This is a genomic window from Demequina iriomotensis, assembly GCF_000971395.1.
GTDB lineage: Bacteria > Actinomycetota > Actinomycetes > Actinomycetales > Demequinaceae > Demequina > Demequina iriomotensis.
Genome location: NZ_BBME01000017.1, coordinates 105,746 through 128,864 on the forward strand (window position 1 = coordinate 105,746; position 23,119 = coordinate 128,864).

Annotated in this window: 22 protein-coding genes; 6 read left to right on the forward strand and 16 right to left on the reverse strand. The window is 73.1% G+C overall.

The genetic code is table 11. From position 1 onward, the window contains the following. Positions 1 to 42: 42 nt before the first annotated feature. The 4 genes from AOM09_RS12205 to AOM09_RS12220 all read right to left on the reverse strand — a co-directional run bounded on the left by AOM09_RS12205 (position 43) and on the right by AOM09_RS12220 (position 6,861). Positions 43 to 3,417 carry an error-prone DNA polymerase gene (locus AOM09_RS12205; RefSeq protein WP_062388883.1) on the reverse strand — a complete coding sequence of 1,125 codons (3,375 nt, stop codon included), beginning with the start codon at positions 3,415 to 3,417 and terminating at the stop codon, positions 43 to 45. After that, positions 3,410 to 5,113, reverse strand: a complete 1,704-nt coding sequence (locus tag AOM09_RS12210; RefSeq protein ID WP_228375138.1) for a DNA polymerase Y family protein — start codon at positions 5,111 to 5,113, stop codon at positions 3,410 to 3,412. The genes AOM09_RS12205 and AOM09_RS12210 overlap by 8 nt, the downstream gene beginning before the upstream one ends. Next, on the reverse strand, positions 5,110 to 5,799 hold the full coding sequence (imuA', locus tag AOM09_RS12215) for a DnaE2-dependent mutagenesis accessory factor ImuA' (protein WP_062388886.1): 690 nt from the start codon (positions 5,797 to 5,799) through the stop codon (positions 5,110 to 5,112). The genes AOM09_RS12210 and imuA' overlap by 4 nt, the downstream gene beginning before the upstream one ends. A gap of 261 nt (positions 5,800 to 6,060) precedes the next feature. Beyond that, positions 6,061 to 6,861 (reverse strand): TrmH family RNA methyltransferase, encoded by an 801-nt coding sequence (locus AOM09_RS12220; RefSeq protein WP_062389051.1) that lies wholly within the window; start codon positions 6,859 to 6,861, stop codon positions 6,061 to 6,063. A 95-nt stretch (positions 6,862 to 6,956) separates the two neighbouring features. Between AOM09_RS12220 and AOM09_RS12225 the strand changes: the two genes are divergently transcribed. Then, complete coding sequence (locus AOM09_RS12225; RefSeq protein ID WP_062388889.1) at positions 6,957 to 7,952, forward strand: DUF2157 domain-containing protein; 996 nt, start codon at positions 6,957 to 6,959, stop codon at positions 7,950 to 7,952. 84 nt (positions 7,953 to 8,036) lie between these two features. Here the strand turns inward: AOM09_RS12225 and AOM09_RS12230 are convergent, their stop codons facing one another. From AOM09_RS12230 to glgA, 6 genes are all read right to left on the reverse strand, one after another. Continuing rightward, positions 8,037 to 9,113 (reverse strand): SPFH domain-containing protein, encoded by a 1,077-nt coding sequence (locus AOM09_RS12230; RefSeq protein WP_062388892.1) that lies wholly within the window; start codon positions 9,111 to 9,113, stop codon positions 8,037 to 8,039. Position 9,114: 1 nt separating this feature from the next. Then, on the reverse strand, positions 9,115 to 9,561 hold the full coding sequence (locus AOM09_RS12235) for an NfeD family protein (RefSeq protein ID WP_062388895.1): 447 nt from the start codon (positions 9,559 to 9,561) through the stop codon (positions 9,115 to 9,117). 104 nt (positions 9,562 to 9,665) lie between these two features. Beyond that, positions 9,666 to 10,571: a sulfite exporter TauE/SafE family protein gene (locus AOM09_RS12240; RefSeq protein WP_062388898.1), complete on the reverse strand. Its 906-nt coding sequence runs from the start codon at positions 10,569 to 10,571 to the stop codon at positions 9,666 to 9,668. A gap of 86 nt (positions 10,572 to 10,657) precedes the next feature. Next, the gene (locus tag AOM09_RS12245) at positions 10,658 to 11,131 is read right to left on the reverse strand and encodes an RrF2 family transcriptional regulator (RefSeq protein WP_062388901.1); all 474 of its coding nucleotides are present in this window, start codon (positions 11,129 to 11,131) and stop codon (positions 10,658 to 10,660) included. A 4-nt stretch (positions 11,132 to 11,135) separates the two neighbouring features. Beyond that, complete coding sequence (locus AOM09_RS12250; RefSeq protein WP_062388905.1) at positions 11,136 to 11,918, reverse strand: ABC transporter ATP-binding protein; 783 nt, start codon at positions 11,916 to 11,918, stop codon at positions 11,136 to 11,138. A gap of 10 nt (positions 11,919 to 11,928) precedes the next feature. Further along, positions 11,929 to 13,131: a glycogen synthase gene (gene glgA / locus AOM09_RS12255; protein WP_062388908.1), complete on the reverse strand. Its 1,203-nt coding sequence runs from the start codon at positions 13,129 to 13,131 to the stop codon at positions 11,929 to 11,931. A 205-nt stretch (positions 13,132 to 13,336) separates the two neighbouring features. Here glgA and AOM09_RS12260 point away from each other — a divergent pair, with 205 nt between their 5' ends. From AOM09_RS12260 to serB, 3 genes are read left to right on the forward strand one after another with little or no spacing between them, the layout of a single operon-like run. Further along, positions 13,337 to 13,540 (forward strand): hypothetical protein, encoded by a 204-nt coding sequence (locus AOM09_RS12260; RefSeq protein WP_062388911.1) that lies wholly within the window; start codon positions 13,337 to 13,339, stop codon positions 13,538 to 13,540. Positions 13,541 to 13,575: 35 nt separating this feature from the next. Beyond that, entirely contained in the window at positions 13,576 to 14,817 is a 1,242-nt protein-coding gene (gene glgC, locus AOM09_RS12265; protein WP_062388914.1) for a glucose-1-phosphate adenylyltransferase, read from the forward strand. Beyond that, positions 14,814 to 15,446, forward strand: a complete 633-nt coding sequence (serB, locus tag AOM09_RS12270; RefSeq protein ID WP_062388918.1) for a phosphoserine phosphatase SerB — start codon at positions 14,814 to 14,816, stop codon at positions 15,444 to 15,446. Before glgC ends, serB begins: the two co-directional genes overlap by 4 nt. A 14-nt stretch (positions 15,447 to 15,460) precedes the next feature. On the opposite strand, the gene AOM09_RS12275 is transcribed toward serB, so the two are convergent. From AOM09_RS12275 to fabG, 4 genes are read right to left on the reverse strand one after another with little or no spacing between them, the layout of a single operon-like run. Beyond that, positions 15,461 to 16,402, reverse strand: a complete 942-nt coding sequence (locus AOM09_RS12275; RefSeq protein WP_062388921.1) for a glycoside hydrolase family 88 protein — start codon at positions 16,400 to 16,402, stop codon at positions 15,461 to 15,463. Beyond that, entirely contained in the window at positions 16,399 to 16,911 is a 513-nt protein-coding gene (locus tag AOM09_RS12280) for a SixA phosphatase family protein (protein WP_062388924.1), read from the reverse strand. The genes AOM09_RS12275 and AOM09_RS12280 overlap by 4 nt, the downstream gene beginning before the upstream one ends. 4 nt (positions 16,912 to 16,915) lie before the next feature. Continuing rightward, a complete protein-coding gene (gene fabI, locus AOM09_RS12285) occupies positions 16,916 to 17,683 on the reverse strand; it encodes an enoyl-ACP reductase FabI (protein WP_062388928.1) in 768 nt (255 codons plus the stop codon). 25 nt (positions 17,684 to 17,708) lie between these two features. Continuing rightward, positions 17,709 to 18,416: a 3-oxoacyl-ACP reductase FabG gene (gene fabG, locus AOM09_RS12290; RefSeq protein ID WP_062388932.1), complete on the reverse strand. Its 708-nt coding sequence runs from the start codon at positions 18,414 to 18,416 to the stop codon at positions 17,709 to 17,711. Positions 18,417 to 18,477: 61 nt separating this feature from the next. Here fabG and AOM09_RS12295 point away from each other — a divergent pair, with 61 nt between their 5' ends. After that, entirely contained in the window at positions 18,478 to 19,308 is an 831-nt protein-coding gene (locus AOM09_RS12295; protein WP_062388935.1) for an SURF1 family protein, read from the forward strand. On the opposite strand, the gene AOM09_RS12300 is transcribed toward AOM09_RS12295, so the two are convergent. Beyond that, positions 19,305 to 20,597: a glycosyltransferase gene (locus tag AOM09_RS12300; protein WP_062388938.1), complete on the reverse strand. Its 1,293-nt coding sequence runs from the start codon at positions 20,595 to 20,597 to the stop codon at positions 19,305 to 19,307. The two genes, AOM09_RS12295 and AOM09_RS12300, sit on opposite strands and share 4 nt — an antisense overlap. 105 nt (positions 20,598 to 20,702) lie before the next feature. Further along, the gene (locus AOM09_RS12305) at positions 20,703 to 22,301 is read right to left on the reverse strand and encodes an ABC-F family ATP-binding cassette domain-containing protein (protein ID WP_062388941.1); all 1,599 of its coding nucleotides are present in this window, start codon (positions 22,299 to 22,301) and stop codon (positions 20,703 to 20,705) included. Positions 22,302 to 22,432: 131 nt separating this feature from the next. Here AOM09_RS12305 and AOM09_RS12310 point away from each other — a divergent pair, with 131 nt between their 5' ends. Continuing rightward, a complete protein-coding gene (locus tag AOM09_RS12310; RefSeq protein ID WP_062388943.1) occupies positions 22,433 to 23,113 on the forward strand; it encodes a biotin transporter BioY in 681 nt (226 codons plus the stop codon). Positions 23,114 to 23,119: the final 6 nt, after the last annotated feature.

Below are 23,119 nucleotides of genomic sequence, written 5' to 3' on the forward strand. Positions count from 1 at the left end.
CGCTCGAACGTCCAGGCATGAGGCGGTGTCGGGGGCTGCGGCTCACCGGAAGTCCCGCGAGCGCGACGGCACCTTGAGGGACATCGGCGACAGGTGCTCGGCGACCAGGTTGGTCGCGTTGTCCGCGCGCTCGATCCGGCCGCGGATGATGAGCGCGGGCGAGCGACGCGCGACCGCCTGGAACCTCTTCCACACGCCGACCGAGCAGATGACGTTGAGGAAGCCCGTCTCGTCCTCGAGCGAGATGAAGGTGACGCCGCGCGCGGTGCCCGGCCGCTGACGATGCGTCACCACCCCCGCGACGGTGACGCGGCGCTCCGCCTCGTGGGTGAGCACGTCCGCGACCCGCAGCACGCCCGCCTTGTCGAGCCCCTCGCGGACGAACATGGTCGGATAGCCCTCGACCGACACCCCCGAGGCCCACACGTCGGCCACGGCCTCCTCGACCAGGCTCATGCCCGGCAGCGTGGGCGCCTGCGCGCCCGGCACGGTGCCGGGCAACGTGTCGGGTCCCTCGCGCGACAGCACGCCCGAGGCCCACAGCGCCTCGCGGCGCGTGACGCCGAGCGCCTCGAGCGCCCCTGCCGTGGCCAGCGCCTCCCACTGCGCCGTCGACAGCCCCTTCTCCGGGGCGAGGCCGGCCTTGCCGAAGACGCCCGTGGGCCGGATGCGCACCCGCCGGGCCATGTCGTGCAGGTCCGCGAACGGGCGCTCGGCGCGCGCGGCGACGATGGCCGCCGCCGCATCGTCCCCGAGGCCGCGCACCGCGCCGAGGCCCATGCGCACCCCGAGGAGCGGGTCCACCCTCACCAGCTGTGCCATCTCCTCGCGCCGCTCCCCCGGCGCCTCGAACGGCCGCTCGAGCTCCTCGACGCGCGCGAGCGCCTCGGAGCGGACCACGCAGGGACGCAGGATCGCCTGCCCGTGGCGTCGCGCATCGGCGGCGAGCGACTGCGGCGAGTAGAAGCCCATGGGCTGCGCCGCGAGCAGGCCGGCGTAGAACGCGGCCGGCCGGTGGACCTTGAGCCAGCTCGACGCGTAGACCAGGTAGGCGAACGAGAACGAGTGCGACTCCGGGAAGCCGAAGTCCGAGAACGCCTTGAGCTTGTCGAAGATCTGGTGAGCGACGTCGGCGGTGATGCCGCGCTCGTTCGCACCCACCATGAAGCGGGCCCGCAACGCCTCCATGCGCTCGGGGCTGCGCTTGGAGCCCATGGCGCGGCGCAGCTGGTCCGCGAGGGCGCCGTCGAAGCCCGCGGTGTCCATCGCCATCTGCATGAGCTGCTCCTGGAACAGCGGCACCCCGAGCGTCTTGCCCAGCGACTTCTCCAGCAGGGGATGGAGGTAGGTGACCTCCTCCCGCCCGCGGGCCCGGTTGATGTACGGATGCACCGAGCCTCCCTGGATGGGTCCGGGCCGGATGAGCGCGACCTCCACGACGATGTCGTAGAACTTCTGCGGCCGCAGGCGCGGCAGGGTCGCCATCTGGGCGCGCGACTCGACCTGGAACACACCCACCGTGTCGGCGGCGCACAGCAGCTCGTACACCGCGGGGTCCTCCTGCGGCAGGGAGTGCAGGCCCAGGTCCTCGCCGCGCACCTCATGCATGTACCGGAACGCGTACTTGAGCGCCGAGAGCATGCCCAGGCCCAGCAGGTCGAACTTCACCAGGCCCGCGTCGGCGCAGTCGTCCTTGTCCCACTGCAGGACGGTGCGCCCGGGCATGCGCGCCCACTCGACCGGGCACACGTCGATGACCGGCCTGTCGCACAGCACCATGCCTCCCGGGTGGATGCCCAGGTGGCGGGGCAGGCGCATGAGGCGGTCCGCGAGGTCGAGCACGGTGGAGGGGATGTGCTCGAGATCCTGCGTCGGCGGCGGCTCCGGCCACATCGCGTCGCGCTGCTGGGCCGCCCACTCCTCCTGCTTCTCGGCGGGCACGCGCAGCGCGCTCCACCGGTCGATCGACTTGGACCACGCGTCCTGCTGGCCCACGTCGAAGCCGAGCGCTCGCGCCGCGTCCCGCACCGCGGAGCGCGGCCGGTACTGGATGACGTTCGCCACCATCGCCGCGTTGATGCGGCCGTGGCGCTGGAAGACGTACTGGATGACCTCCTCGCGGCGGTCGGACTCGATGTCGACGTCGATGTCCGGCGGCCCGTCGCGCTCGGGCGCGAGGAAGCGCTCGAACAGCAGACCGTGCGTGACGGCGTCCACCGCGGTGACCCCGAGCGCGAAGCACACGGCGCTGTTGGCCGCGGAGCCGCGCCCCTGGCACAGGATGTCCGCGCGACGGCAGAACGCCACGATGTCCTGGACGATGAGGAAGTAGCCGGGGAAGTCGAGCGCCTCGATCACCGCGAGTTCGTGCTCGATCTGTCTCCACGCCCCCGGCACCCGCTCGGCGTCGGGCGGGCCGTAGCGCTCCCGCGCACCCCGGTAGGTGAGCTCGCGCAGCCAGGTCGCCTCGGTGTGGCCGGCCGGGACGGGGTACGGAGGCAGGTGCGGCGCCACCAGGTCGAGGTCGAACGCGCACTCGGCGGCGAGGCGTGCCGCGGTGGTGACGGCCTGCGGGTGACGCCGATGCCGGAAGGCCATCTCCCCCGCGCTGCGCAGGTGCTGGCCCGGGGATCCCGGCAGCCACCCGTCCATGTCGTCGAGCGAGGACCGCGCCCGCACGGCGGCGAGGGCGCCCGCGAGGTCGGCGTCGCGCGGGGTCGCGTAGTGCGCGTTGGTGGTCGCCACGAGGGGCAGCGAGGCCTCGAAGGCGAGGTCGGCCAGCGCGGCGTTGATCTCGGAGTCGTACGGCGAGCCGGTATCGGTGATCTCGACGGCCACGCCCTCGCGCCCGAACAGCGCGACCAGCCGATCGAGCTCGGCCGTCGCCGCCGCATAGCCCTCGCGCGAGACCCCTCCGCCGAGCGCGGCGCCGCCGGGCCCGACCAGCGCGGAGCGGACCGCCCCCTTGCGGCAGCCGGTCAGCACCAGCAGGTCCCCGCCGCCCGCCTCGGCGAGCGTCTCGAGCGTGTAACGGGCCAGCCCCTTCTCGCCGGTCGCGAGATGAGCCATCCCGATCGCGTGGCTGAGCCGGGAGTAGCCGCGCGCGCCGCGCGCCAGCACGACCAGGTGCGAGGCGCGCGGGTCGGGCACGCCGGTGGGCGGGTCGAGCACCGGCCGCCCGCCGGGCCCGTCCACCGCGAGGCTCAGCTCGGCACCGAACACGGTGGGGAGCCCGATCTCCCGTGCCGCGCCGGCGAAGCGCACCGCGCCGTAGAGGCCGTCATGATCGGTGATCGCGAGCGCGGTCAGTCCCAGCCGCCCGGCCTCCGCGGCCATCTCCTCCGGCTGGCTCGCGCCGTCGAGGAAGCTGAACGCGCTGTGGGCGTGCAGCTCCGCGTACTCCGGGAGGTCAGTCATAGACGGCCTCCAGGCCCCACTCCCCGCCGCCGTAGGCGAGCAGCACCGCGGTCACGGTGTCCTCCTCGTCTCGCAGCGCGACCTGGACGTACGCACGTCGGGAGGCGTCCTCGGACCACCAGCGCTCCGACACCGGCCACGGCCCGGCCCACGACTCGACGGGACGCGGACGGTCCCACACCGGGCTCTCGACGTGACCGACGTGGCCGGAGGAGGGGTGCCGGTTCGCGGCGCGGGCGCGCTCGTCGGAGGGGTCCGCCTCGAGCCGCACCCACGTGGGCGGCGCGCTGATCGCGAGACGTCGGCTGATGGTGACCGGGCTCCCGCCCGCGTCGAGCACGAGCGCGGGCCGCACCACCGAGGGCACGGTCGCCGGCGGCGGGTCGGGGATGCGTCCCGGCCACGGATGCGCGATCGCGCGAGCGGGGGGCGCCTCCTGGCCCCAGGGCACCGCATGTGCCCTGTCGCGGGGAGAACGCCCGCCCTGCTCGGCGACCGCGAGCACGCCCTCGAGGCCGATCAGCCCCTGGACGCGCTCGAGGGCACGATGCGCGCGCGAGTCCGCGCCCGACACCCCGCCCCACAGATAGGCCTGCTCGGCACCGAGCGCGACCACGTCCTCCGCCACGAGCCCGAGCGATACCAGCGGCGACGGCTCCGGCGCGGCGCCGGTCGCGGCCGCGGCTCCCGCGGTGCCCGACAGCCAGCCCTCGAGCTGCCAGCGGACCCGGTCCGTCATGTGACGGGCGAACGCACCGGCGCGGGAGCCCACGTCCGTGCGCCACACGCGCTCGAGCTCCTGCCCCTTCTCGGTGCGTGCCGTGATGCGCACGCGCCCGCACCGCACGCCCGCGTCGAGCAGCGCGCGATCGAGCGCGCTCGCGGCCTCCGTGGCGACGTGGACGAGCTGCTCGATCCGCTCGGCCGGGTCCTCGAACACATGCTCGACCGCGATGTCCTCCTCGCTGCGGCGCAGCACCGGGGGCGCGAGGTCCTCCCCCGACGCGAGCCGATGCGCCCACACCCCGACGGGGCCGAAGCGCGCGAGCACGTCCGCGAACGGCAGCGCCGCCAGGTCCCCCAACGTGACGATGCCCAGCCGGGTCAGCACGCTCACGAGGCGCTCGACCTCCTCGCGCTGGACCCGCTCCATGACCGCGAGCGCGAGCGAGTCGATGGGGGCGGGAGCGAGGTACGCCCTCGAGGAACCCGCGGGGACCAGCTCCGCGGACCGCGCCGCGAGCACGGCCGCGAGCAGCCCGTCGGCAGCGCCGACCGCGCACTCCACGCCGGCGTGCTCGGCCACGGCGGTGACGAGAGCCTCCGCGAGCGCCTCCTCCGAGCCGTGGAAGCGCGCGGCGCCGTCCGCGGGGATCGCGAGCAGGCCCGGACGCGTGATCTCGACGCCCGAGACCGCCTGCTCGGCGGCGGCCGCGACGGCCTCGAACAGGCGCGAGTCCCGGCCCTCGTCATGGGACAGGATCGCGATCTCGGGGCAGGCGCGCTGCGCGAGGCGACGGGTGCTCCCCCGCCGCACCCCGGCGGACCGCGCCGCGGCGGACACCGCGACCAGCCCGCGCCCATGCAGCACCGCGGCCGGGGCGTCGGCACCGAGCCCCGCCTCCGTCATCGCCGCGACGACGGGCCAGTCCGGCACCCACAGGACCGCGCGCCTCACCACGGTCACGACGCTCATGCCGCACCCCCGAGCGCTCGGGACGTCACCGCCGGCGCCGATGCTCCGCGCCGCAGCGGCGCATCCGCGTCGAGCGGCAGCGTGACGAACCGCGCGGTGCCTCCCCGACGCTCCTCGATCCGCACGGTGAGATCCCGCCCCCGCAGGCGGCCGTCCCCCGCGCCGAGACCATGCCAGCGGGACGCGACCGCGGTCAGCGTGGTGTGCGCTCCCGTCCACGAACCCTCCGCGACGATGACGGATCCCCGCTCCCTCGCCCGGGACGCGAGCCTGCGCCGGTCCGGCTCGGACAGCGCGAGTCGCGGGCCCAGCAGCACCACGTCCATGCCGTCGACGCATGCCCCCGCCACGGCCGCGGCCTGCGGGCCCGGATGCGGCACGAGCGCGAGGCGCGCGAGGTCGAGCCCGCGGCGCGCCGCCGCGACCACCCCGAGCGACGGCATCCCGACGGCCGCGGTCCACGAGCCCGCCTCCGAGGCGGCCGCCGCGAGCGCGAGCATGAGCGAGGTGGAGCCGGCGACGGCGACCACCTGCCCGCGCCTCAGCCCTTGCGGCAGCAGCTGGTCCAGCACGGGCGTGAGCGGCAGCGTGGGCGCCTCCCAGCGCTCACGCGTGGTGCCCACCCGCCGCTGCACCCCGGCGAGCGCCTCGCGCGCCCGGGCGAGCCTCGCCTCGGCCGTCTCCATCGCCGCGCACCTCCCGCATCGTCCATCGGCTCGAACATCCGTTCGAACATATGTTCGATTATGACGCGGCCCTCCGACAGTGAGCAAGACGGTGTGAGGAGCCGGGCACGGGACGACCGCGAGCGCCCCCTGGCGCGCGCGAGGGCGCCGCAAGCGACCACGAGCGCCCCATTCCGGGGTCAGGAGGACGGGACCAGGGAGGACGGCCGATCAGGGCCAGACACGACCGCCGATCAGGACCGGACGCGACGGCGGGACGCGTCAGCGCGCGCGCAGCGCCCACATCGCGACCGCCGAGGCCGCGGCGACGTTGAGCGAGTCCACTCCCCCATGCATCGGGATGATGACGGCCTCGTCGACGTGCGCGAGCGCCTGGCGCGTGAGCCCGTCACCCTCGGCGCCCATGACCAGGGCCACCTTCTCACCCGCGCGCGCGGCGAAGTCGTCCAGGTCGGCCGCATCGTCCGCGAGCGCGAGGCCCGCGACCGTGAAGCCGAGCCCGCGCAGCTCGTCGAGCGCGTCGGGCCACGCCTCGGCCCGCGTCCACGGCACCTGGAACACCGTGCCCATCGACACCTTCACCGAGCGCCGGTACAGCGGATCGGCGCACGTGGGCGCGACCACCACCGCATCGGCGCCGATGCCCGCGGCCGAGCGGAAGATCGCGCCGACGTTGGTGTGGTCGACGATCCCCTCGAGGACCACGATGCGTCGCGCGTCGCGCACCAGATCCGCGAGCGCGGGCAGCTCGGGCCGCTCCATGGACGCGAGCGCGCCGCGATGCACCTGGTAGCCGGTCACGTCCTCGAGCAGGGCCGCGGGGGCGACGTACACGGGCACCTCGGCGGGCAGCACCGTCGCGACCGAGTCGAGCCAGCGCTCGCTCAGCAGCACCGCCCGGGGACGATGCCCCGCGGCCACCGCGCGCGCGATGACCTTCGCACCCTCGGCCATGTACAGGCCCCGCGCGGGCTCGAGAGCGCGCCGCAGCGCGACATCGGTGAGGTCGCGGAAGTCGGCGAGACGCGGGTCGGCGGGATCCTCGACATGGATGACGGGCATGACGCCCATCATCCCAGCGCCCGCGCCGTCGCGGCGCCGTCGGCGTACCCTGGAGGTGTCGACGCAGGCGTCGACGTCGCTGGAGGGAAGCGGCGATGAACGAGCTCGAGACGAGGCTCGACCGGTGGGTCGAGGCGGGGCTCATCAGCCCCGAGACCGCGGCCGACCTGCGCCGATTCGAGGCACAGGACACCGGCCAGGCGCCCCCGCAGGCACGCACGCTCGCGCTCGTCGGCGAGGTGCTCGGCTACCTGGGCGCGGCGCTCGCGCTCTCCGCCGTCGCGTTCATCCTGGGGCGCACGTGGGACGATCTCGCGACCGCAGGCCGGATCGCCGTGGTCGCGGCCCTCACGCTCGCGGTCGCGTTCGCGGGCGCCCGCGCGGCACGGCTCGCCGCGCCCTCCGCGCAACGCCTCGCCTCCGTGCTGCTGCTCGCGACGGTCGCGCTCACCGGCTGGCTCGCCTGGGTGGTCCTGCACGATGCGGCGGGCCTCGCCGACGAGCCCCTCGCCCGCGCCGTCACCGGCACGATGGCCGTGTGCGCCGGCATCGTCTACGCCCTGCGCCGACGCACGCTGGCGCAGGTCGCGCTGCTCGCCGGCCTCGCGGCCGCGGTCGCGACCGTCACCACGCCGTGGGCGGAGGACGATGCGGGCACCTCCATGGGCCTCGCGTGGGCGGCGCTCGGCGCGGGCTGGCTCGCGCTCGCGATCACGCCTGTGCTGATCCCTACCGGCAGCGCGCTCGTCTCGGGCGGGCTGCTCTCCCTGCTGGGCCTGCAGATCGCCGCGACGGGAGACCTGCGCGGATGGCTGCTGGGCCTCGCGATCGTGCTCGGGGCGTGGATGGTCGCCGCCGCCGTGACCCGGCGGACGCTGCTGCCGCTCATCGTGCCGGGAGCGGTCGGGCTGCTGATCGCGGTGCCGCAGCTGATCGACCACCTGGTCGGCGACGCGATCGTCACGTGGCTCGCGGTCATGGTCACCGGCGTCGCGCTCGTGGTGGTCGCGCTGCGCATGGTCCGCGAGCGGCGCCGCCCGGATCCGAACCCCGCGACAGACGCGGACGACGACATCCTGCTCAGCCCCTAGAGACCTCCTCGCGGCGGGCCGTCACGCGCCACGGGGAACGGCAGAGCCCCGGAGGATCGCTCCTCCGGGGCTCATGCGTGGTCCCTACTGGCCCTTCTCGGCGTCCGGGTCGAACGGCTTGCCGGAACCGGAGCCGGCCTGCTCGGCCTCGCCCGAGATGCCCTCGGCCTGACGCCGCGCCTCCTCGAGAGCCGCGCGCGGGTCCGCGAGCGCGGACGTGATGCGCGACGTGCGCTGCCGGGCACGCTCGGCGTCGCGCTCGAGGGGCTCGGCCTGGTCGGTGACGCCGAAGCCGGCCGCGACCGCCTTGAGCGCCCCGGTGAACTCGGTGGGGACGAACCACATCTGGTTGTTGTTGGCCTTCGCGACCTCCGGGAGCATCTGGAGGTACTGGTAGGACAGCAGCTTGGAGTCCGCGTCGCCCTCGTGGATGGCGTCGAACACCTGGAGGATCGCGCGGGCCTCACCCTCAGCCTTGAGGATCTTGGACTGCGCCTCGCCCTCGGCCTTGAGGATCGCCGACTGCTTCTCGCCCTCCGCCGTGAGGATCGCCGACTGCTTGACGCCCTCCGCGGTCAGGATCGCGGCACGGCGGTCGCGCTCGGCGCGCATCTGCTTCTCCATCGAGTCCTTGATGGACACGGGCGGCTCGATCGACTTGAGCTCGACGCGGTTGACGCGGATGCCCCACTTGCCCGTCGCCTCGTCGAGGACGCCGCGCAGCTGGCCGTTGATCTGGTCGCGGCTGGTGAGCGTCTGCTCGAGGTCCATGGTGCCGACGATGTTGCGGAGCGTCGTCACCGTGAGCTGCTCGACACCGGTGATGTAGTTGGCGATCTCGTAGACCGCCGACTTCGGGTCCGTCACCTGGAAGTAGATGACCGTGTCGATGTCGACCACCAGGTTGTCGGACGTGATCACCGACTGCGGCGGGAACGAGTACACCATCTCGCGCAGGTCCACCTTGGCGCGCACCTTGTCGATGAACGGCACCAGCAGGTGCAGGCCTGCGTCCATGGTGGTGTGGTAGCGGCCCAGACGCTCGACCAGGTAGGCCTGCGTCTGCTGCACCACGATGATCGCGCGCGCGATCGCGGCGATCACGAAGATCGCCAGGACCGCGAGCGCGACCCAGACGATGATCGTGCCGATGTCGTCCATCTCAGCTCTCCTTCTCGGGCGCGACCACGGCGGTCGCGCCATCGATCCTCAGCACGGTCACGTCCGCACCCTCGGGGATCGCGCGCGCATCGTCCTCGGTGCGCGCCGTCCACACCTCCCCGTTGAGCTTGACGCGGCCGCTCGTCTCCGTCACGGCGTCGATCGCACGTGCGGTGCGGCCCACCAGGGCCGCCGTGTTCGTCTCGGAGGCACCCTCGCCCTTGGCGCGCAGCGAGCGCAGCAGGAACGGGCGCAGGCCCCCGATGAGCGCCGTCGCGACGACGAGCGCGATGATGACGCTCAGCCACCACGGCGCGCCCAGCAGCGCGGCGACGCCGCCTGCGATCGCGCCGCCCGCGAGCATCGCGAACAGCAGGTCGAGCGTGAAGATCTCGACCGCGCCGAGGATCATCGCCCCGATGAACCACCACAGGAACTGCTCCACCATGGCCTCCTTGTCTCATGGCACGCTAGCAGGGACGACGAGAGGCGCGCATCGTCCGCGGGGACGATGCGCGCCTCCTTCTCGCGTCGGGCGCGTCGGGCCTGATGTCAGGCCGCAGCGGACTCCGGCGCCGCCTCCCGGGCGATCGCCCGCTCGGCCCGGTGACCGCGCCACGCGCGGGAGATCGCCCAAGCCCAGACGGCCACGATCACGGCGTAGACGGCCCAGCTGTACGGGGCCACGGCGGAGAGCGCGTCGGTGTGGAGCAGCGTGCGGGCGTTCGTCAGCAGGATCATGCCGCCGACCGCGGCGCCGAGCATGCGAGGCGGGATGTGGCGCACCAGGTACGCCGCGAGGGGCGCGGCGAGCAGGCCGCCCGCGAGGAGCGCCAGGACCCATCCGAAGTCGATGCCGGAGGTGCCGAGGCCGAAGATGAAGCCGACGGACGCGGCCGCGGCGACCAGGAACTCGGACGTGTCGATGGAGCCGATCACCTTGCGCGGCTCCATGCGGCCCGAGGCGAGGAGGGTCGGGGTGCCGATAGGCCCCCAGCCGCCGCCGCCGGTCGCGTCGACGAAGCCGGCGACGAGGCCGAGCGGAGCGAGGAAGCGCGAGCGCAGGGGCCGCTTGGCCTGGTCGGCCTTGACCTTGGTGCCGGTGAAGCGCGTGAGCACGTAGACGCCCAGCCCGAAGAGGAGCATGGCCATGATGGGGCCGGCGGCCTCGGTGGAGAGGCGCGAGAGGAAGGTCGCGCCGGCGAAGGCGCCGATCGCGCCGGGCACGCCCACGCGCCACACCACGCGCCAGTCGACGTTGCCGAACCGCGCGTGCGCGGCACCGGAGGCGAGCGTGGTGCCCACCTCCGCGAGGTGGACGGTGGCAGAGGCCAGCGCGGGGCTGAGCCCCACCGCGAGCATGAGCGTCGACGAGGTCACGCCGTAGGCCATGCCCAGGCTGCCGTCGACGAGCTGCGCGCCGAATCCGACGATCGCCAGCAGGACGAGTGAACGCATGGTCTCCTCCGCCCGAGCCGGACGCGGATGCGCCCATGAGTCGGGATGGGTAAAACCATACCCACCTAGTAGGTAGGAATCAATTCCTACTCGCCAGATAGGTTTGTTTGGGCGTCCTCCCAGGCCGCTTGGTCCTCGACAAGGATCCGGATCTCCTCCGGAAGCTCGCCCGCGGCGAGGTCCGCCACCGTCACGCGCTCGAGCACGGCGCGGATCGAGGCGCGCACGGCGACCCAGATGGTGAGGAGCTCGGCGGCCGCGCCCTCGTACTCGAGACCGGACGGCCGCTCGCCCCGCACGAAGATGAGCGGGCCGTCGACGGCGCGCACCACATCGGCGAGCGTGATCTCCGAGGCGGGCCGGGTGAGGCGGTAGCCGCCGCCGATCCCCCGCTGCCCCACGACCAGGCGGTCGTCGCGCAGCGCGGTGAGGATGCCCTCGAGGAACTTGCGCGGGATCCCCTGGCTCGCCGCGAGCTCGCTGGTGGTGCGCGGCGCCCCCGCGCGGGCGAGCTCGGCGACGGCCCGCAGGGCGTAGTCGGCGCGCGCGGAGACCTTCATCCGCTCAGGCGCGGCGCGCCGCGTAGCGGCCGCTCGACGAGGTCAGCTCGACGGGCATGCCGTAGGTGCGCGACAGCGCCTCGGCGGTCAGGGTCTCGGCGAGCGGCCCCGCGGCGACGATCTGCCCGTCGCGCAGCAGCATCACGTGCGTGAACCCGACAGGGATCTCCTCGACGTGGTGGGTCACCATGACGATCGCGGGCGAGCGATGGTCGCCCGCGAGCTCGGAGAGCGCGCCGAGCAGCTCCTCGCGGCCGCCGAGGTCGAGGCCCGCGGCGGGCTCGTCGAGCAGCAGCAGCTCCGGGTCCGGCATGAGCGCGCGCGCCACCTGGACGCGCTTGCGCTCGCCCTCGGACAGGGTCCCGAACTCGCGCTGCGCGAAGTCCGCCATGCCGAACGCCCACAGGAGCGCGTCGGCGCGGTCCTCGTCGAGGCCGTCGTAGTCCTCGTGCCAGCGTCCCGTCACGCCGTGCGCGGCGGTCATCACCACGTTCCGCACCGTCTCGTGCGGCGGGATGCGGTCCGCGAGCGCGGCGCTCGACAGGCCCACGCGCACGCGCAGCTCGCGGGTGTCGGTCTCGCCGAGCTGCTCGCCCAGGACAGTGGCGCGGCCCGCGGTCGGGAACAGACGCGCCGCGGCGATCGACATCAGGGTCGTCTTCCCCGCGCCGTTCGGTCCCAGGACCACCCACCGGTCGCGATCCGACACCGTCCACGAGACGTCCCGCAGGATCTCGTTGTCACCACGGCGCACCCGCACGCCCTCGAAGCCGAGCACCTCAGTCATGGCGGCGAGCCTATCCAAGAATCGACCGGTAGACGCCCAACGTCCGCTCGCCGATCGCCTCCCACGAGAAGCTCTCGGCCGCGCGGGCGCGGCCGGCCTCGCCCATGGCGCGCGCCCGGGCGGGATCCGAGACCATGGCGGTGAGCGCGGCGGCGAGATCGGCCGCGAACCCCTCCGGGTCGAGCGGCGTGCCGGTGCCGTCCTGGACCTGGTCGATGGGGACCAGCGTGCCGGTCTCGCCGGGCACGACGACCTCGGGGATGCCCCCGGTCGCGGTCGCGACCACCGGCAGCCCCACCGCCATCGCCTCGAGGTTCACGATGCCCAGGGGCTCGTAGACGGACGGGCAGACGAAGGCCGTGCACGCGTCGAGCACCGCCACCAGCTCCGGGCGCGGCAGCATCTTCTCGATCCACACCACGCCGTCGCGCTGCTCCTGGAGGCGCGCGACCGCGCCGGAGACCTCGGCCGCGATCTCCTTGGTGTCGGGCGCGCCCGCGCACAGCACCACCTGGATGTCCTTCGGGAGCCGCTCGACCGCCTTGAGGAAGTACGGGAGGCCCTTCTGGCGCGTGATGCGGCCCACGAAGACGATCGCGGGACGGCTCGGGTCGATCCCGTGCTCGGCGACCACGGCATCGGCTGCGGCGCGCGCCGCATCGTCCGCCGGCGGGGCCCACGAGGACACGTCGATGCCGTTGTGGACCACCTGCACCTTGCCCGGGTCGATCGCCGGGTAGCAGCGCAACACGTCCTGACGCATGCCCTCGCTGACCGCGATGACGGCGTCGGCGGCCTCGTACGCGGTCTTCTCGATCCAGCTGGAGACGCGGTACCCGCCTCCCAGCTGCTCGGCCTTCCATGGCCGCAGCGGCTCGAGCGAATGCGCGGAGAGGACGTGGGGGATCCCGTGGAGCCGTGCCGCCAGGTGGCCCGCCATGTTGGCGTACCAGGTGTGCGAGTGGACCAGGTCGGCGCCCTCGCACCCCTTCGCCATCGGGAGGTTGTGCGCGAGCACGTCGAGCGAGGCATCCCCGACGCCGCCGCCGAGAGCGTCGTAGCCGGTCACGCCCGGCTCGTCGCGCGGCCCGTCGAAGGCCCGGACCCGCACATCGAGGTGCGCGCGCAGCACTGCGGCGAGCTCCGTGACGTGGACTCCGGCGCCGCCGTAGATGTGGGGCGGGTACTCACGGGTGAGGATGTCGACGCGCATGTCCCCCACGCTAGCGGCTCGCCTCGTCGCGGGCGCCTGCACCCGCCAGCGCCGACGGAGATCCCGGTCCGGTACGGCGCGCGCGGTAGACGCGCCGTACGCCATCCGTGGGCTTGTGCGCCGGAGCAGACCAACGTCCCCGCGGGCGGGCGGGGCCACGGCGGACGATGCACGGGTCGCCTCCACCTTCCGACCCGGGACCGCCATGACCTCTCCTTCGCTCGGGCAAGCCGCCGCCGTGCGGCCGTCCTGCGCCGCATCGTCGCGGGTCACCCTGGCCGAGGCCCGCGACGCGACCGCCCGTGCGTTCTGCGCCGCCCTCATCGCGCGCGAACGGTCGCGTGCGGCGCTCGAGCGGCTGGACGAGGCGCTCTCCCGCTGGAGCGCTGCGGCCCCTGAAACTCCCTGATACGCGCGGGGACCGATATCGCCTAGGCTGGACATATGTCAGCGCCGAAAGTTCTCGCCATCGTCCTTGCAGGAGGTGAGGGCAAGCGTCTGATGCCCCTCACCGCGTCCCGCGCGAAGCCCGCGGTGCCCTTCGGGGGCACGTACCGGCTCATCGACTTCGCGCTGAGCAACCTGGTGAACTCCGGGTACCTCCACGTGGTGGTGCTGACCCAGTACAAGTCGCACTCGCTCGACCGTCACATCGCCCGCACGTGGCGCATGTCGCCGCTGCTGGGCAACTATGTGGCCCCGGTCCCCGCGCAGCAGCGCCGCGGCCCGCACTGGTACCTCGGCAGCGCCGACGCGATCTATCAGACCGTCAACATCATCGAGGACGAGCAGCCCGACATCGTCGTGATCGTCGGCGCGGACCACGTCTACCGGATGGACTTCTCGCAGATGGTCGACGCCCACATCGCGTCGGGCGCCGAGTTCTCCGTGGCAGGCATCCGCCAGCCGATCGGCCTCGCGGACCAGTTCGGCGTCATCGACGTCGACCCGGCGAGCCCCGACCGCATCCGCGCGTTCCTCGAGAAGCCCAAGGACCCCGACGGCCTGCCGGACAGCCCCGGCGAGATCCTCGCCTCGATGGGCAACTACGTCGCGAACGCCGATGCTCTGCTCGAGGCGCTCACGGCGGACGCCGACAACCCGTCGTCGAAGCACGACATGGGCGGCGACATCGTGCCCTACTTCGTCGACAAGGGCACGTGCGGGTTCTACGACTTCATCCGCAACGACGTCCCCGGCTCGACCGACCGCGACCGCGACTACTGGCGCGACGTGGGAACGCTCGACATGTACTTCGACGCCCACATGGACCTCATCGCGGTCCAGCCGGTCTTCAACGTCTACAACGACAAGTGGCCGCTGCACCAGGGCCTGGTCACGCATCCGCCGGCCAAGTTCATCCACTCCGAGGAGGGTCGCCTGGGCCACGCCGCCGACTCGATCGTCTCGCCCGGGGTGATCGTCTCCGGCGCGACCGTCACCGGCTCGGTGCTCTCGCCCGGCGTGCGCCTGCACTCGTGGTCGACGGTGTCCGACTCGGTGCTGCTCGACGGCGTCCAGGTCAACCGCCACGCCCAGGTCCACCGTGCCATCCTCGACAAGAACGTCGTGGTCGAGGAGGGCGCCCGCGTCGGCATCGACCGCGAGTCCGATCTCGCGCGCGGGTTCACGGTCACCGAGACGGGCATCACCGTCGTGGCGAAGGGGACGGTCGTCACCCGATGAGGCTGTGCGTCCTCGACGTCGATTCCACCCTGATCACCGCCGAGGTCATCGAGCTGATCGCCGCCCGTGCGGGCACGCGCGCGCTGGTCGCGGCGATCACCGAGCGTGCGATGCAGGGCGAGCTCGACTTCTCCGCGTCCCTCAAGGAGCGCGTCGCCACGCTCGCCGGCGTGCCCGACACCGTGTTCGCGGACGTGCGCGCCGAGGTGGAGTTCACCCCCGGCGTGCGCGAGCTCATCGCCGGGCTCCAGGCCGAGGGGTGGGAGGTCGCGCTGGTCTCCGGCGGCTTCGAGGAGATCGTCGCATCGCTCGCCTCGGAGCTCGGGATCACGCGCTTCCGGGCCAACCGGCTCGAGGTCGCCGACGGACGGCTCACCGGACGCACCATCGGCCCCGTGATCGACCGCGCCGCCAAGGCGGAGGCGTTGCGCGAGTTCGCGGCCGAGGTCGGGTGCGCGCTGGAGGACGCCGTCGCGATCGGCGACGGCGCGAACGACCTGGACATGATGGCCGTCGCCGGGCTGGGCATCGCGTGGCACGCCAAGCCGATCGTCCAGGCGCAGGCCGACGTCGCGCTCAACGGGCCCAGCCTCGCGGAGTCGCTGCCGCTCATCCTCGCGCGCGGCTGAGCCGGCCGCGCCGGTCAGGCGAGGCGCGCCCGGGCGGCGAGCGCCATGATCGCGAACGCCTGCGCCTCGGCGCTCGTGCCGACGGCATCGAAGGATGGCGCGCCGCACACCTCGCGCACGAACCCTTGCGGGTCGACGTGGGCGAGCGCCGCGTCCGTCCAGCGCGCCGCATCGTCCGCATAGGACGCGGGCAGCCAGCCGTCGGCGACGCCGGTGAACGCCGCGTATGCCAGCATGAGGCCCGCGCAGCCGTCCGTGAACGTCGCCGGGTCGTCGAGCACGTCGTGGAAGCGGCCGTCCGCGGTCTCATGCGCCGCACAGGCGTCGAGCAGCGCCCGCGTCTCGGCCTGCCAGCGCTCCCGCACGGTCTCGGCGTCGACGCCGAGGTGGAGCGCACGCGCCATGCCGGCCGCGACCCAGCCGTTGCCGCTCGCCCAGAAGGCGTCGCGCGCGAAGGACCGGGAAGCCATGTCGAAGCGGTGGCGGTAGAGCCCCGTCTCGGCGTCCCACAGCTGCTCGCGATGCATGCGGTACTGCATATCGGCGGGCGCGAGGTCGCCGGACGCGACCAGTGCGGGAACCACCATGTAGACGGAGTCGGCCCAGACCTCGGCCGAGCCCTTGAGGTGGTGGAGCACGCCCCAGTCGTCGCGCGGCGAGTAGCGCAGGAGCCACCAGCGCTGGCGCTGCGCCGCATCGTGCTCGCCGACCGCGAGCGCGGCCTCGAGGAGGGAGCCGGAGTTGACCGCTCCCGCATCGTCCATCCCGCCGAGCTGGCCGTCGGCGTCCTGCCGTGCGATCGCGTCGCGCACGAGCAGGCGCGCAAGGTCGAGGTCGCCGGAGTCGAGCGCGGCATGACTCGCGACGCCCTGCTCCCAGGCGAAGCGCTGCATCGACAGCAGGGCGCGCCATAGCGACGCGGTGTCGGCGCCGGACCCGGGAAGGGCGGTGCTCACTCCTCGACGTCGCGGCCCGACAGGACCGAGACGAGGCGGCCGCAGCGCGATGTGATCTCGGTCCACGGGCAGTCGAACTCGAGGACCGCGGCCGTGGCGGTCGGCAGGCCGTGGGCGACCCGCTGAAGCGCGGTCTTGTCCGAGCCCGCGCCCGCGAGGTGCGCGGCGGCGGCGGACGACGTGGGCTCGTGGCCGACGACCACAACCGTCTCCGCGTCTCCAGCGTCGCGCAGGACCTCGAGGAGGCCGGCGACGTGGGTCTCGTAGAGCTCGTCGTCGAGGCGCGTCTCGCACTCGCCGAGCGCGGTCGACATGAGCTTCCAGGTCTGCTGCGTGCGGACCGCGGGCGACACGAGCGCGAGCTGGGGCTCCAGCCCCGCCTCGGCGATCACCTGGCCGAGCCGGGTGGAGGCCTTGCGACCGATGAGCTCGAGAGCGCGGTCGGTGTCCTGGAGACCGGCCGCGGGGGCCTCGGCCTTGGCGTGGCGGGCGAGGATCAGCGTAGGCACGGTGTCACTGTCCCATAGCGTGCACGCCGCCGTCCACGTGGATCATCTCGCCGGTCGTGGCCGGGAACCAGTCCGAGAGCAGGGCCGTCACGGTGCGCGCGGTGGGCACGGTGTCCTCGGAGTCCCAGCCGAGCGGGGCACGCGCTGACCAGCCGCCCTCCATCTGGTCGAAGCCGGGGATGTGACGCGCGGCGGTGGTCTTGAGCGGTCCGGCCGAGACCACGTTGCAGCGGATCCCCTGCGGGCCGAGGTCGCGCGCGACGTACCGGTTGACGGCCTCGAAGGCGGCCTTGGCGACGCCCATCCAGTCGTAGACCGGCCACGCGTAGCGACCGTCGAACGTGAGGCCCACGATCGAGCCGCCGTTCTCCATCAGCTGCGCGGTCGCCTGCGCGAGCGCCTTGAGCGAGTAGGCGGAGATGTGGATCGCGGTCGACACGTCCTCCCACTCACCCGCCATGAAGTTGCCGCCCATGACGGACTGCGGCGCGAAGCCGATGGAGTGCACCACGCCGTCGAGCGTCGGGACGTGCTCGCGGACCTTGTCGGCGAGCGACGCGAGGTGCTCGGGGTCGGTCACGTCGAGCTCGACCACCTTCGCCTCGACGGGGAGGCGGCGGCCCATGGCCTGCGTGATCTTGAGCGAACGGCCCACGCCCGTGAGGACGACGGTCGCGCCCTGCTCCTGGCACAGCCGCGCCACCTCGAACGCGATCGAGCCCTCGGTGAGGACGCCTGTGACGAGGATGTTCTTGCCTTCGAGAATGCCCATAGCTGCTCCTAGCGGATGAAGGGTGTCAGTGGCCCATGCCGAGGCCGCCGTCGACGGGCAGCACCGCGCCCGTGACGTAGCCCGCGGCGTCGGAGCCCAGGTAGACGGCGGCGGCGGCGACCTCGGCGGTGGCGCCGAAGCGCTTCGCGGGGATGGTCGCCGAGTACTGCTTGACGGTGTCGTCGGGCAGCTCCGCGGTCATGTCCGTGGTGATGAAGCCCGGCGCGATGACGTTGGCGGTGATGCCGCGCGCGCCGACCTCGCGGGTGATCGAGCGTGCCATGCCGACGAGGGCGGACTTGGACGACGAATAGTTGACCTGACCCGGGTTGCCCATGAGGCCCACGACGGAGCCGATGAGGACGATGCGCCCGTACTTCTCGCGCATCATCGAGTTGACCGCGCGACGCACGCAGCGGAACGTGCCGGTGAGGTTGACGTCGATGACGTTCTCGAAGTCCTCGTCGCTCATGCGCATGAGCAGGCCGTCCTTGGTGATGCCGGCGTTGGCGACGAGCACGCGCACCCTGCCGTGCTGAGCCTCGAGCTCGTCGAAGGCGGCGTTGACGGCGTCCGTGTCGGTGATGTCCGCGATCGCGCCGGTCACTCCTGCGGGGAGGTCGCCTCCGCGGTAGATCGTGGACACGGTGTCGCCGTTGGCCACGAAGGCCTCGGCGATGGCACGGCCGATGCCGCGCGCGGCACCGGTGACGAGGACGTGGCGGGGGGTCATGGGGGCCACGCTAGCGGAGGCCGAGTCCGAAGCGCGAAAGCGCGACCACTAGCATCGTCGGGTGACCTCGCCCTCCGCCGCCTCGCGCGTCCTGCGCGTGGTCGCGATCGTCCTGGTCGCGCTGGTGATGTCCGCCGTCGCGGTGCGTGCGGGGTTCTGGCAGCACGGCCGGCACGTGGTGCGGGCGGACGCGATCGCGCTCTACGAGGCGAACGCCGAGGCCTCCCCGGTGCCGCTGGCCGCGGCGGTGCCCGAGGGCGAGCCGGTCGGCGATGCCGAATGGTCGCGCGCGACCGTCGAGGGCCGGTTCGAGCAGGGCTCCACCACGCTGCTGCGCAACCGCCCGGTCGACCGCGAGCGCACCTGGCACATCCTGGCCTGGTTCGACACCGACGACGGTCGCTCGCTCATGGTGGACGCGGGCTGGGTGCCCATCCCCGACAGCGGCGACCCGGCCGACGTGGTGCCGGAGCTCCCGTCCGGCGACGTGACGCTCACCGTGGTGCTGCGTGCGGCCGAGCCCGACGACGGCAAGCGCGACGACGGCGCGTCCCGCATCACCCCGGCCCAGATGCCCGAGCCGTCCGCGGCTCCGATCGACGGCTACGGCATGGTGCGCGAGATCTGCGACGCCTCGGGCTGCGTCGAGGCGCTCGGGTCACCGGTGCCGCTCCCCCACCTCTCGCTGGGCTCGCACCTCGCGTATACGTGGCAGTGGTTCGGCTTCGCCGTGATCGCACCCATCGGCGGGGTGCTGCTCGCGCGCCGCGACTGGCAGCTCACCGGCGAGGCCGGGGACGATGCGCCCGCCCCGACCCGCGCATCGTCCCCGCCGAAGGCGCCGCGGCGTCGCCGCCAGCCCTCGGACGAGGAGATCGAGGACGCGCTCTAGGTCGCCCGGCGCTCGATCAGGGCGTCGACGAGCGTGGCGAGCTGCGGCAGGCCGCCGGAGCGCTCCATGCTCGAGGCGACCCGGCCTGCGGCCTCCCGGTAGCGCGGATCCTCGAGCACCGCGAGCACCGCCTTGCGGACCGCGGCGGGCGACGGGTTCTCCCCCTTGACTCGCAGGCCCACGCCCGACCACGCCACGCGCGCGGCGACCTCGGGCTTGTCCTCCTGACCACCGCTCGTCACGATCGGCAGGCCGTGCTTGAGCGCGTACTGCACGCCGCCGTAGCCGCCGTTGGTGACATAGACGTCCGTCAGCGGTAGGAGGTCGTCATAGGGCAGGAACTCCGCCGCGCGTGCGTTCGCCGGAAGAGGCGGGAGGGTGTCGACGGGCCGGCCGCCGGTGGAGACGACCACGAGCACGTCCTCGTGGGCGAGCCCCTCGAGCGCCGGCCGGATGATCTGGCGGTAGTCCTTGTTGGCGATGGTGCCCTGCGTCACGTGCACGACGGGCCGTGAGCCGTCCAGGTCGGTCCACCACTCCGGCAGCGGCGCCGCCGAGCCGCTCGCGGAGATCGGCCCGGTGAAATGGAGCGTCGCGGGCGCATCGGAGCGGGGGTACTCAAACTCCTCGACCGTGAACTGGGCGATCGCCTCGGCGTGGCGCATCCAGTCCATGACCGCGAACGGCATGGCGCCGCCGTGAACGTCGCGGTACTGCTCCGCGGCGAGGGCGTCCGCGCGGTCCAGCACCAGTCGGCCGACGAGCATCGCGAGCACGGCGTTCCGCATCCGGCCGATGGGGCCTGGGAAGGGCGGAAGGCCCATGCCGACGGGCGCGGTGTCGCGGCTCGAGAGCGTGAGCGGGAGGATCCCGCACACGATCACCGGGGGCCGCGTCGCTGCGCCCTGGCCGAGCAGCAGCGCCCCACCCGCATAGGCCGGGTCGAGCAGCGCCGCGTCAGCGGGCTCGCGCGCGTGGGCCGCCGCCAGCGCGGCATGCTGCGCCCGCGCGGGACCGATGAAGATGTGCTCGATATCGAAGGCGACAGCCTTGGATCCCTTGAGCGACGCGCGCTCCGGGAAGGTCTGGTTCCAGTCCTGGCGGTCGTCGAAGTCGATCTCGGTCGGCAGCGGCACGAGCTCGGCGCCGGTCGCCTCGACCTTCGCGGCGAAGCGGGAGCCCGTGATGACACGGACGCGGTCGCCGCGCTCCACCAGGTGCGCGGCGACCGTGAGCAAAGGCACCACGTGCCCGTGGATCGGCGTGCTGGCGATGAGGATCGAAGCCATGGGGACCGCCTCTCAGGAGCCGCCCTCCGGCCGCTCGTCCTACGACGGAGCATCCGCCGACGGCGCCCCCGCGTCAACGAGGCAACGCGACGACCCAGGAATCCGTCACGCGAGCGAGATGAGCTCCCGGTACGACTCGTTGTAGAGGTCCTCAACCGCGTCCGGCAGGAGCAGCACGCGTTCGGGCTCGAGCGCCTCCACCGCGCCCTCGTCGTGCGTCACCAGCACCACGGCGCCCTCGTAGGTGCGCAGCGCGCGGAGGATCTCGGCGCGCGAGGCCGGGTCGAGGTTGTTGGTCGGCTCGTCGAGCAGGAGCACGTTGGCTTGCGAGACGACCAGCGTCGCGAGCGCCAGACGGGTCTTCTCCCCGCCCGAGAGCACCTTGGCGGGCTTGTGCGCATCGTCGCCGATGAAGAGGAACGAGCCGAGCACGTTGCGCACGGCGGTGTCGTCGAGGTCCGGCGCCGCGTGGCGCAGGTTCTCGAGGACGGTGGCGTTCATATCGAGCGTGTCGTGCTCCTGGGCGTAGTAGCCGAGCTTGAGGCCATGGCCGGGCTGCACCTCACCGGTGTCGGGGTCCTCGACGCCGCTGAGAAGTCGCAGGAGCGTCGTCTTGCCGGCGCCGTTGAGACCCAGCACCACCACGCGCGAGCCGCGGTCGATCGCGAGCTCGACGTCGGTGAACACCTCGAGCGAGCCGTAGGACTTGGACAGCTCGGCCGCCCGCAGCGGCGTCTTGCCGCACGCGGCAGGAGTCGGGAAGCGCAGCGCCGCGACGCGGTCTTGCACGCGCTCCCCCTCCACGCCCTCGAGCATGCGCTCGGCACGCTTCGCCATGTTCTGCGCGGCGACGGCCTTGGTGGCGGTCGCCTTCATCTTGTTGGCCTGCGCCATGAGGGCGGCGGCCTTCTTCTCGGCGTTGTCACGCTCGCGGCGGCGGCGCTTCTCGTCCGTCTCGCGCTGGCGGAGGTACAGGTCCCAGCCGAGCGCGTACTGGTCGAGCTCGCCGCGGTTGGCGTCGAGGTGGAAGACGCGTGTGACGGAGGCGCGCAGCAGCTCGACATCGTGGGAGATGACCACGAGGCCGCCGGGGAAGTTCGCGAGGAAGCCGCGCAGCCACACGATGGAGTCGGCGTCGAGGTGGTTGGTCGGCTCGTCGAGCAGCAGCGTCTCCGCGTCGGAGAACAGGATGCGCGCGAGCTCGACGCGGCGGCGCTGACCGCCGGACAGCGTGCCGAGCGGCTGGCCCAGGATGCGCTCGTCCAGCCCGAGGTTCGCGGCGATGCGCTGCGCCTCGGACTCGGCGGCGTACCCGCCGGCGGCGCGGAAGCGCTCCTCGAGGCGGGGGTAGGCGTTCATCGCCTTCTCCATCACCGCGGTGTCGGGGCTCGCCATGCCCTCCTCCGCCTCGCGCAGCTTCTGCATGAGCCCGGCGAGGTCGCGCACGGACAGGATGCGGTCGAGCGCGCGCTGCGTGGGCTCGCCCTCGCGCGGGTCCTGAGGAAGGTAGCCGATGCTGCCCTTGTGGGTGACCTGCCCGCCCGTGGGCTGACCCTCGCCCGCGAGGAGGCGCGTCATCGTGGTCTTGCCTGCACCGTTGCGGCCCACCAGGCCCACCCGGTCGCCGGGGCCGATCTGGAAGCTCGTCGGGTGCAGCAGCACTCGGGCGCCGATGCGCACCTCGAGATCCTTGGCGATGATCACACGTTCTCCTTGCCGGCGGGGTGGCCGATGTTGTGGCGTCCCTACAACGTTTCTGCACCCGTACGAGAACCCGGCCAGGGGGACATGCGGCGCGGATAGGGTGACCGCGTCCATTATCCCAGGGGGTCCCCATGGCTCAGCACCGCGCTCTCACCGGCCAGTCCATCGCGCTCGTCGCCGTCTTCGCGGCCTTCATCGCCGCCGCGTCGCAGGTGAGCATCACCATCGGCGTCGTGCCGATCACCTTGCAGACGTTCGCGGTGGTGCTCGCCGCGCTCGTGCTCGGACCCTGGCGCGCGCTCGGCGCGGTGACGCTCTACCTCGTCATGGGCGCCGTCGGCGTGCCCGTCTTCGCGAATCACGTGGGTGGGCTCGCGATCCTCACGGGGCCGACGGGCGGGTTCCTCGTCGGGTTCCTGTCGGCCGCCGTCGTGGTGGGTGCTCTCGCGCAGCTGCTCGCCCGCACCGGACGGCTCGCCCGGCGCGGCGCCGCGACCGCGTGGCTCATCGGTGCCGGGCTCGTCTCGATCCCGGTGGTGTACGCCATCGGCGCGCCCTGGCTCGCCGTCCGGCTGGGCTGGCCGCTGCTCCCGCCCGAGACGTGCGCGGGCCTGTTCGACAAGGACTGCGTCTCCGGCCTCACGGTCGGCGTGGTGCCGTTCGTGCCGTTCGACATCATCAAGGTGATCGTGGCGGGCGTCGTCGCCGCGGCGATCCACCGCGCCTACCCCGGGCTCCTGGGCTCGGCCCGCCGGGCGACCGGCGCATCGTCCCGCGACGACGAGGACGAGGCGGCCCACGCCACCGCGTAGCCTTGA

Bases quoted from the DNA above. Each gene is read 5' to 3' on its own strand.
- AOM09_RS12300 (WP_062388938.1), bottom strand. From the start codon at position 20,597: ATGGCTTCGATCCTCATCGCCAGCACGCCGATCCACGGGCACGTGGTG.
- AOM09_RS12260 (WP_062388911.1), top strand. From the start codon at position 13,337: ATGACCTCTCCTTCGCTCGGGCAAGCCGCCGCCGTGCGGCCGTCCTGC.
- AOM09_RS12240 (WP_062388898.1), bottom strand. From the start codon at position 10,571: ATGCGTTCACTCGTCCTGCTGGCGATCGTCGGATTCGGCGCGCAGCTC.
- AOM09_RS12205 (WP_062388883.1), bottom strand. From the start codon at position 3,417: ATGACTGACCTCCCGGAGTACGCGGAGCTGCACGCCCACAGCGCGTTC.
- fabI (WP_062388928.1), bottom strand. From the start codon at position 17,683: ATGGGCATTCTCGAAGGCAAGAACATCCTCGTCACAGGCGTCCTCACC.
- AOM09_RS12225 (WP_062388889.1), top strand. From the start codon at position 6,957: ATGAACGAGCTCGAGACGAGGCTCGACCGGTGGGTCGAGGCGGGGCTC.
- serB (WP_062388918.1), top strand. From the start codon at position 14,814: ATGAGGCTGTGCGTCCTCGACGTCGATTCCACCCTGATCACCGCCGAG.
- AOM09_RS12310 (WP_062388943.1), top strand. From the start codon at position 22,433: ATGGCTCAGCACCGCGCTCTCACCGGCCAGTCCATCGCGCTCGTCGCC.
- AOM09_RS12235 (WP_062388895.1), bottom strand. From the start codon at position 9,561: ATGGTGGAGCAGTTCCTGTGGTGGTTCATCGGGGCGATGATCCTCGGC.
- AOM09_RS12230 (WP_062388892.1), bottom strand. From the start codon at position 9,113: ATGGACGACATCGGCACGATCATCGTCTGGGTCGCGCTCGCGGTCCTG.
- glgA (WP_062388908.1), bottom strand. From the start codon at position 13,131: ATGCGCGTCGACATCCTCACCCGTGAGTACCCGCCCCACATCTACGGC.
- fabG (WP_062388932.1), bottom strand. From the start codon at position 18,416: ATGACCCCCCGCCACGTCCTCGTCACCGGTGCCGCGCGCGGCATCGGC.
- AOM09_RS12210 (WP_228375138.1), bottom strand. From the start codon at position 5,113: ATGAGCGTCGTGACCGTGGTGAGGCGCGCGGTCCTGTGGGTGCCGGAC.
- glgC (WP_062388914.1), top strand. From the start codon at position 13,576: ATGTCAGCGCCGAAAGTTCTCGCCATCGTCCTTGCAGGAGGTGAGGGC.
- imuA' (WP_062388886.1), bottom strand. From the start codon at position 5,799: ATGGAGACGGCCGAGGCGAGGCTCGCCCGGGCGCGCGAGGCGCTCGCC.
- AOM09_RS12220 (WP_062389051.1), bottom strand. From the start codon at position 6,861: ATGCCCGTCATCCATGTCGAGGATCCCGCCGACCCGCGTCTCGCCGAC.
- AOM09_RS12245 (WP_062388901.1), bottom strand. From the start codon at position 11,131: ATGAAGGTCTCCGCGCGCGCCGACTACGCCCTGCGGGCCGTCGCCGAG.
- AOM09_RS12250 (WP_062388905.1), bottom strand. From the start codon at position 11,918: ATGACTGAGGTGCTCGGCTTCGAGGGCGTGCGGGTGCGCCGTGGTGAC.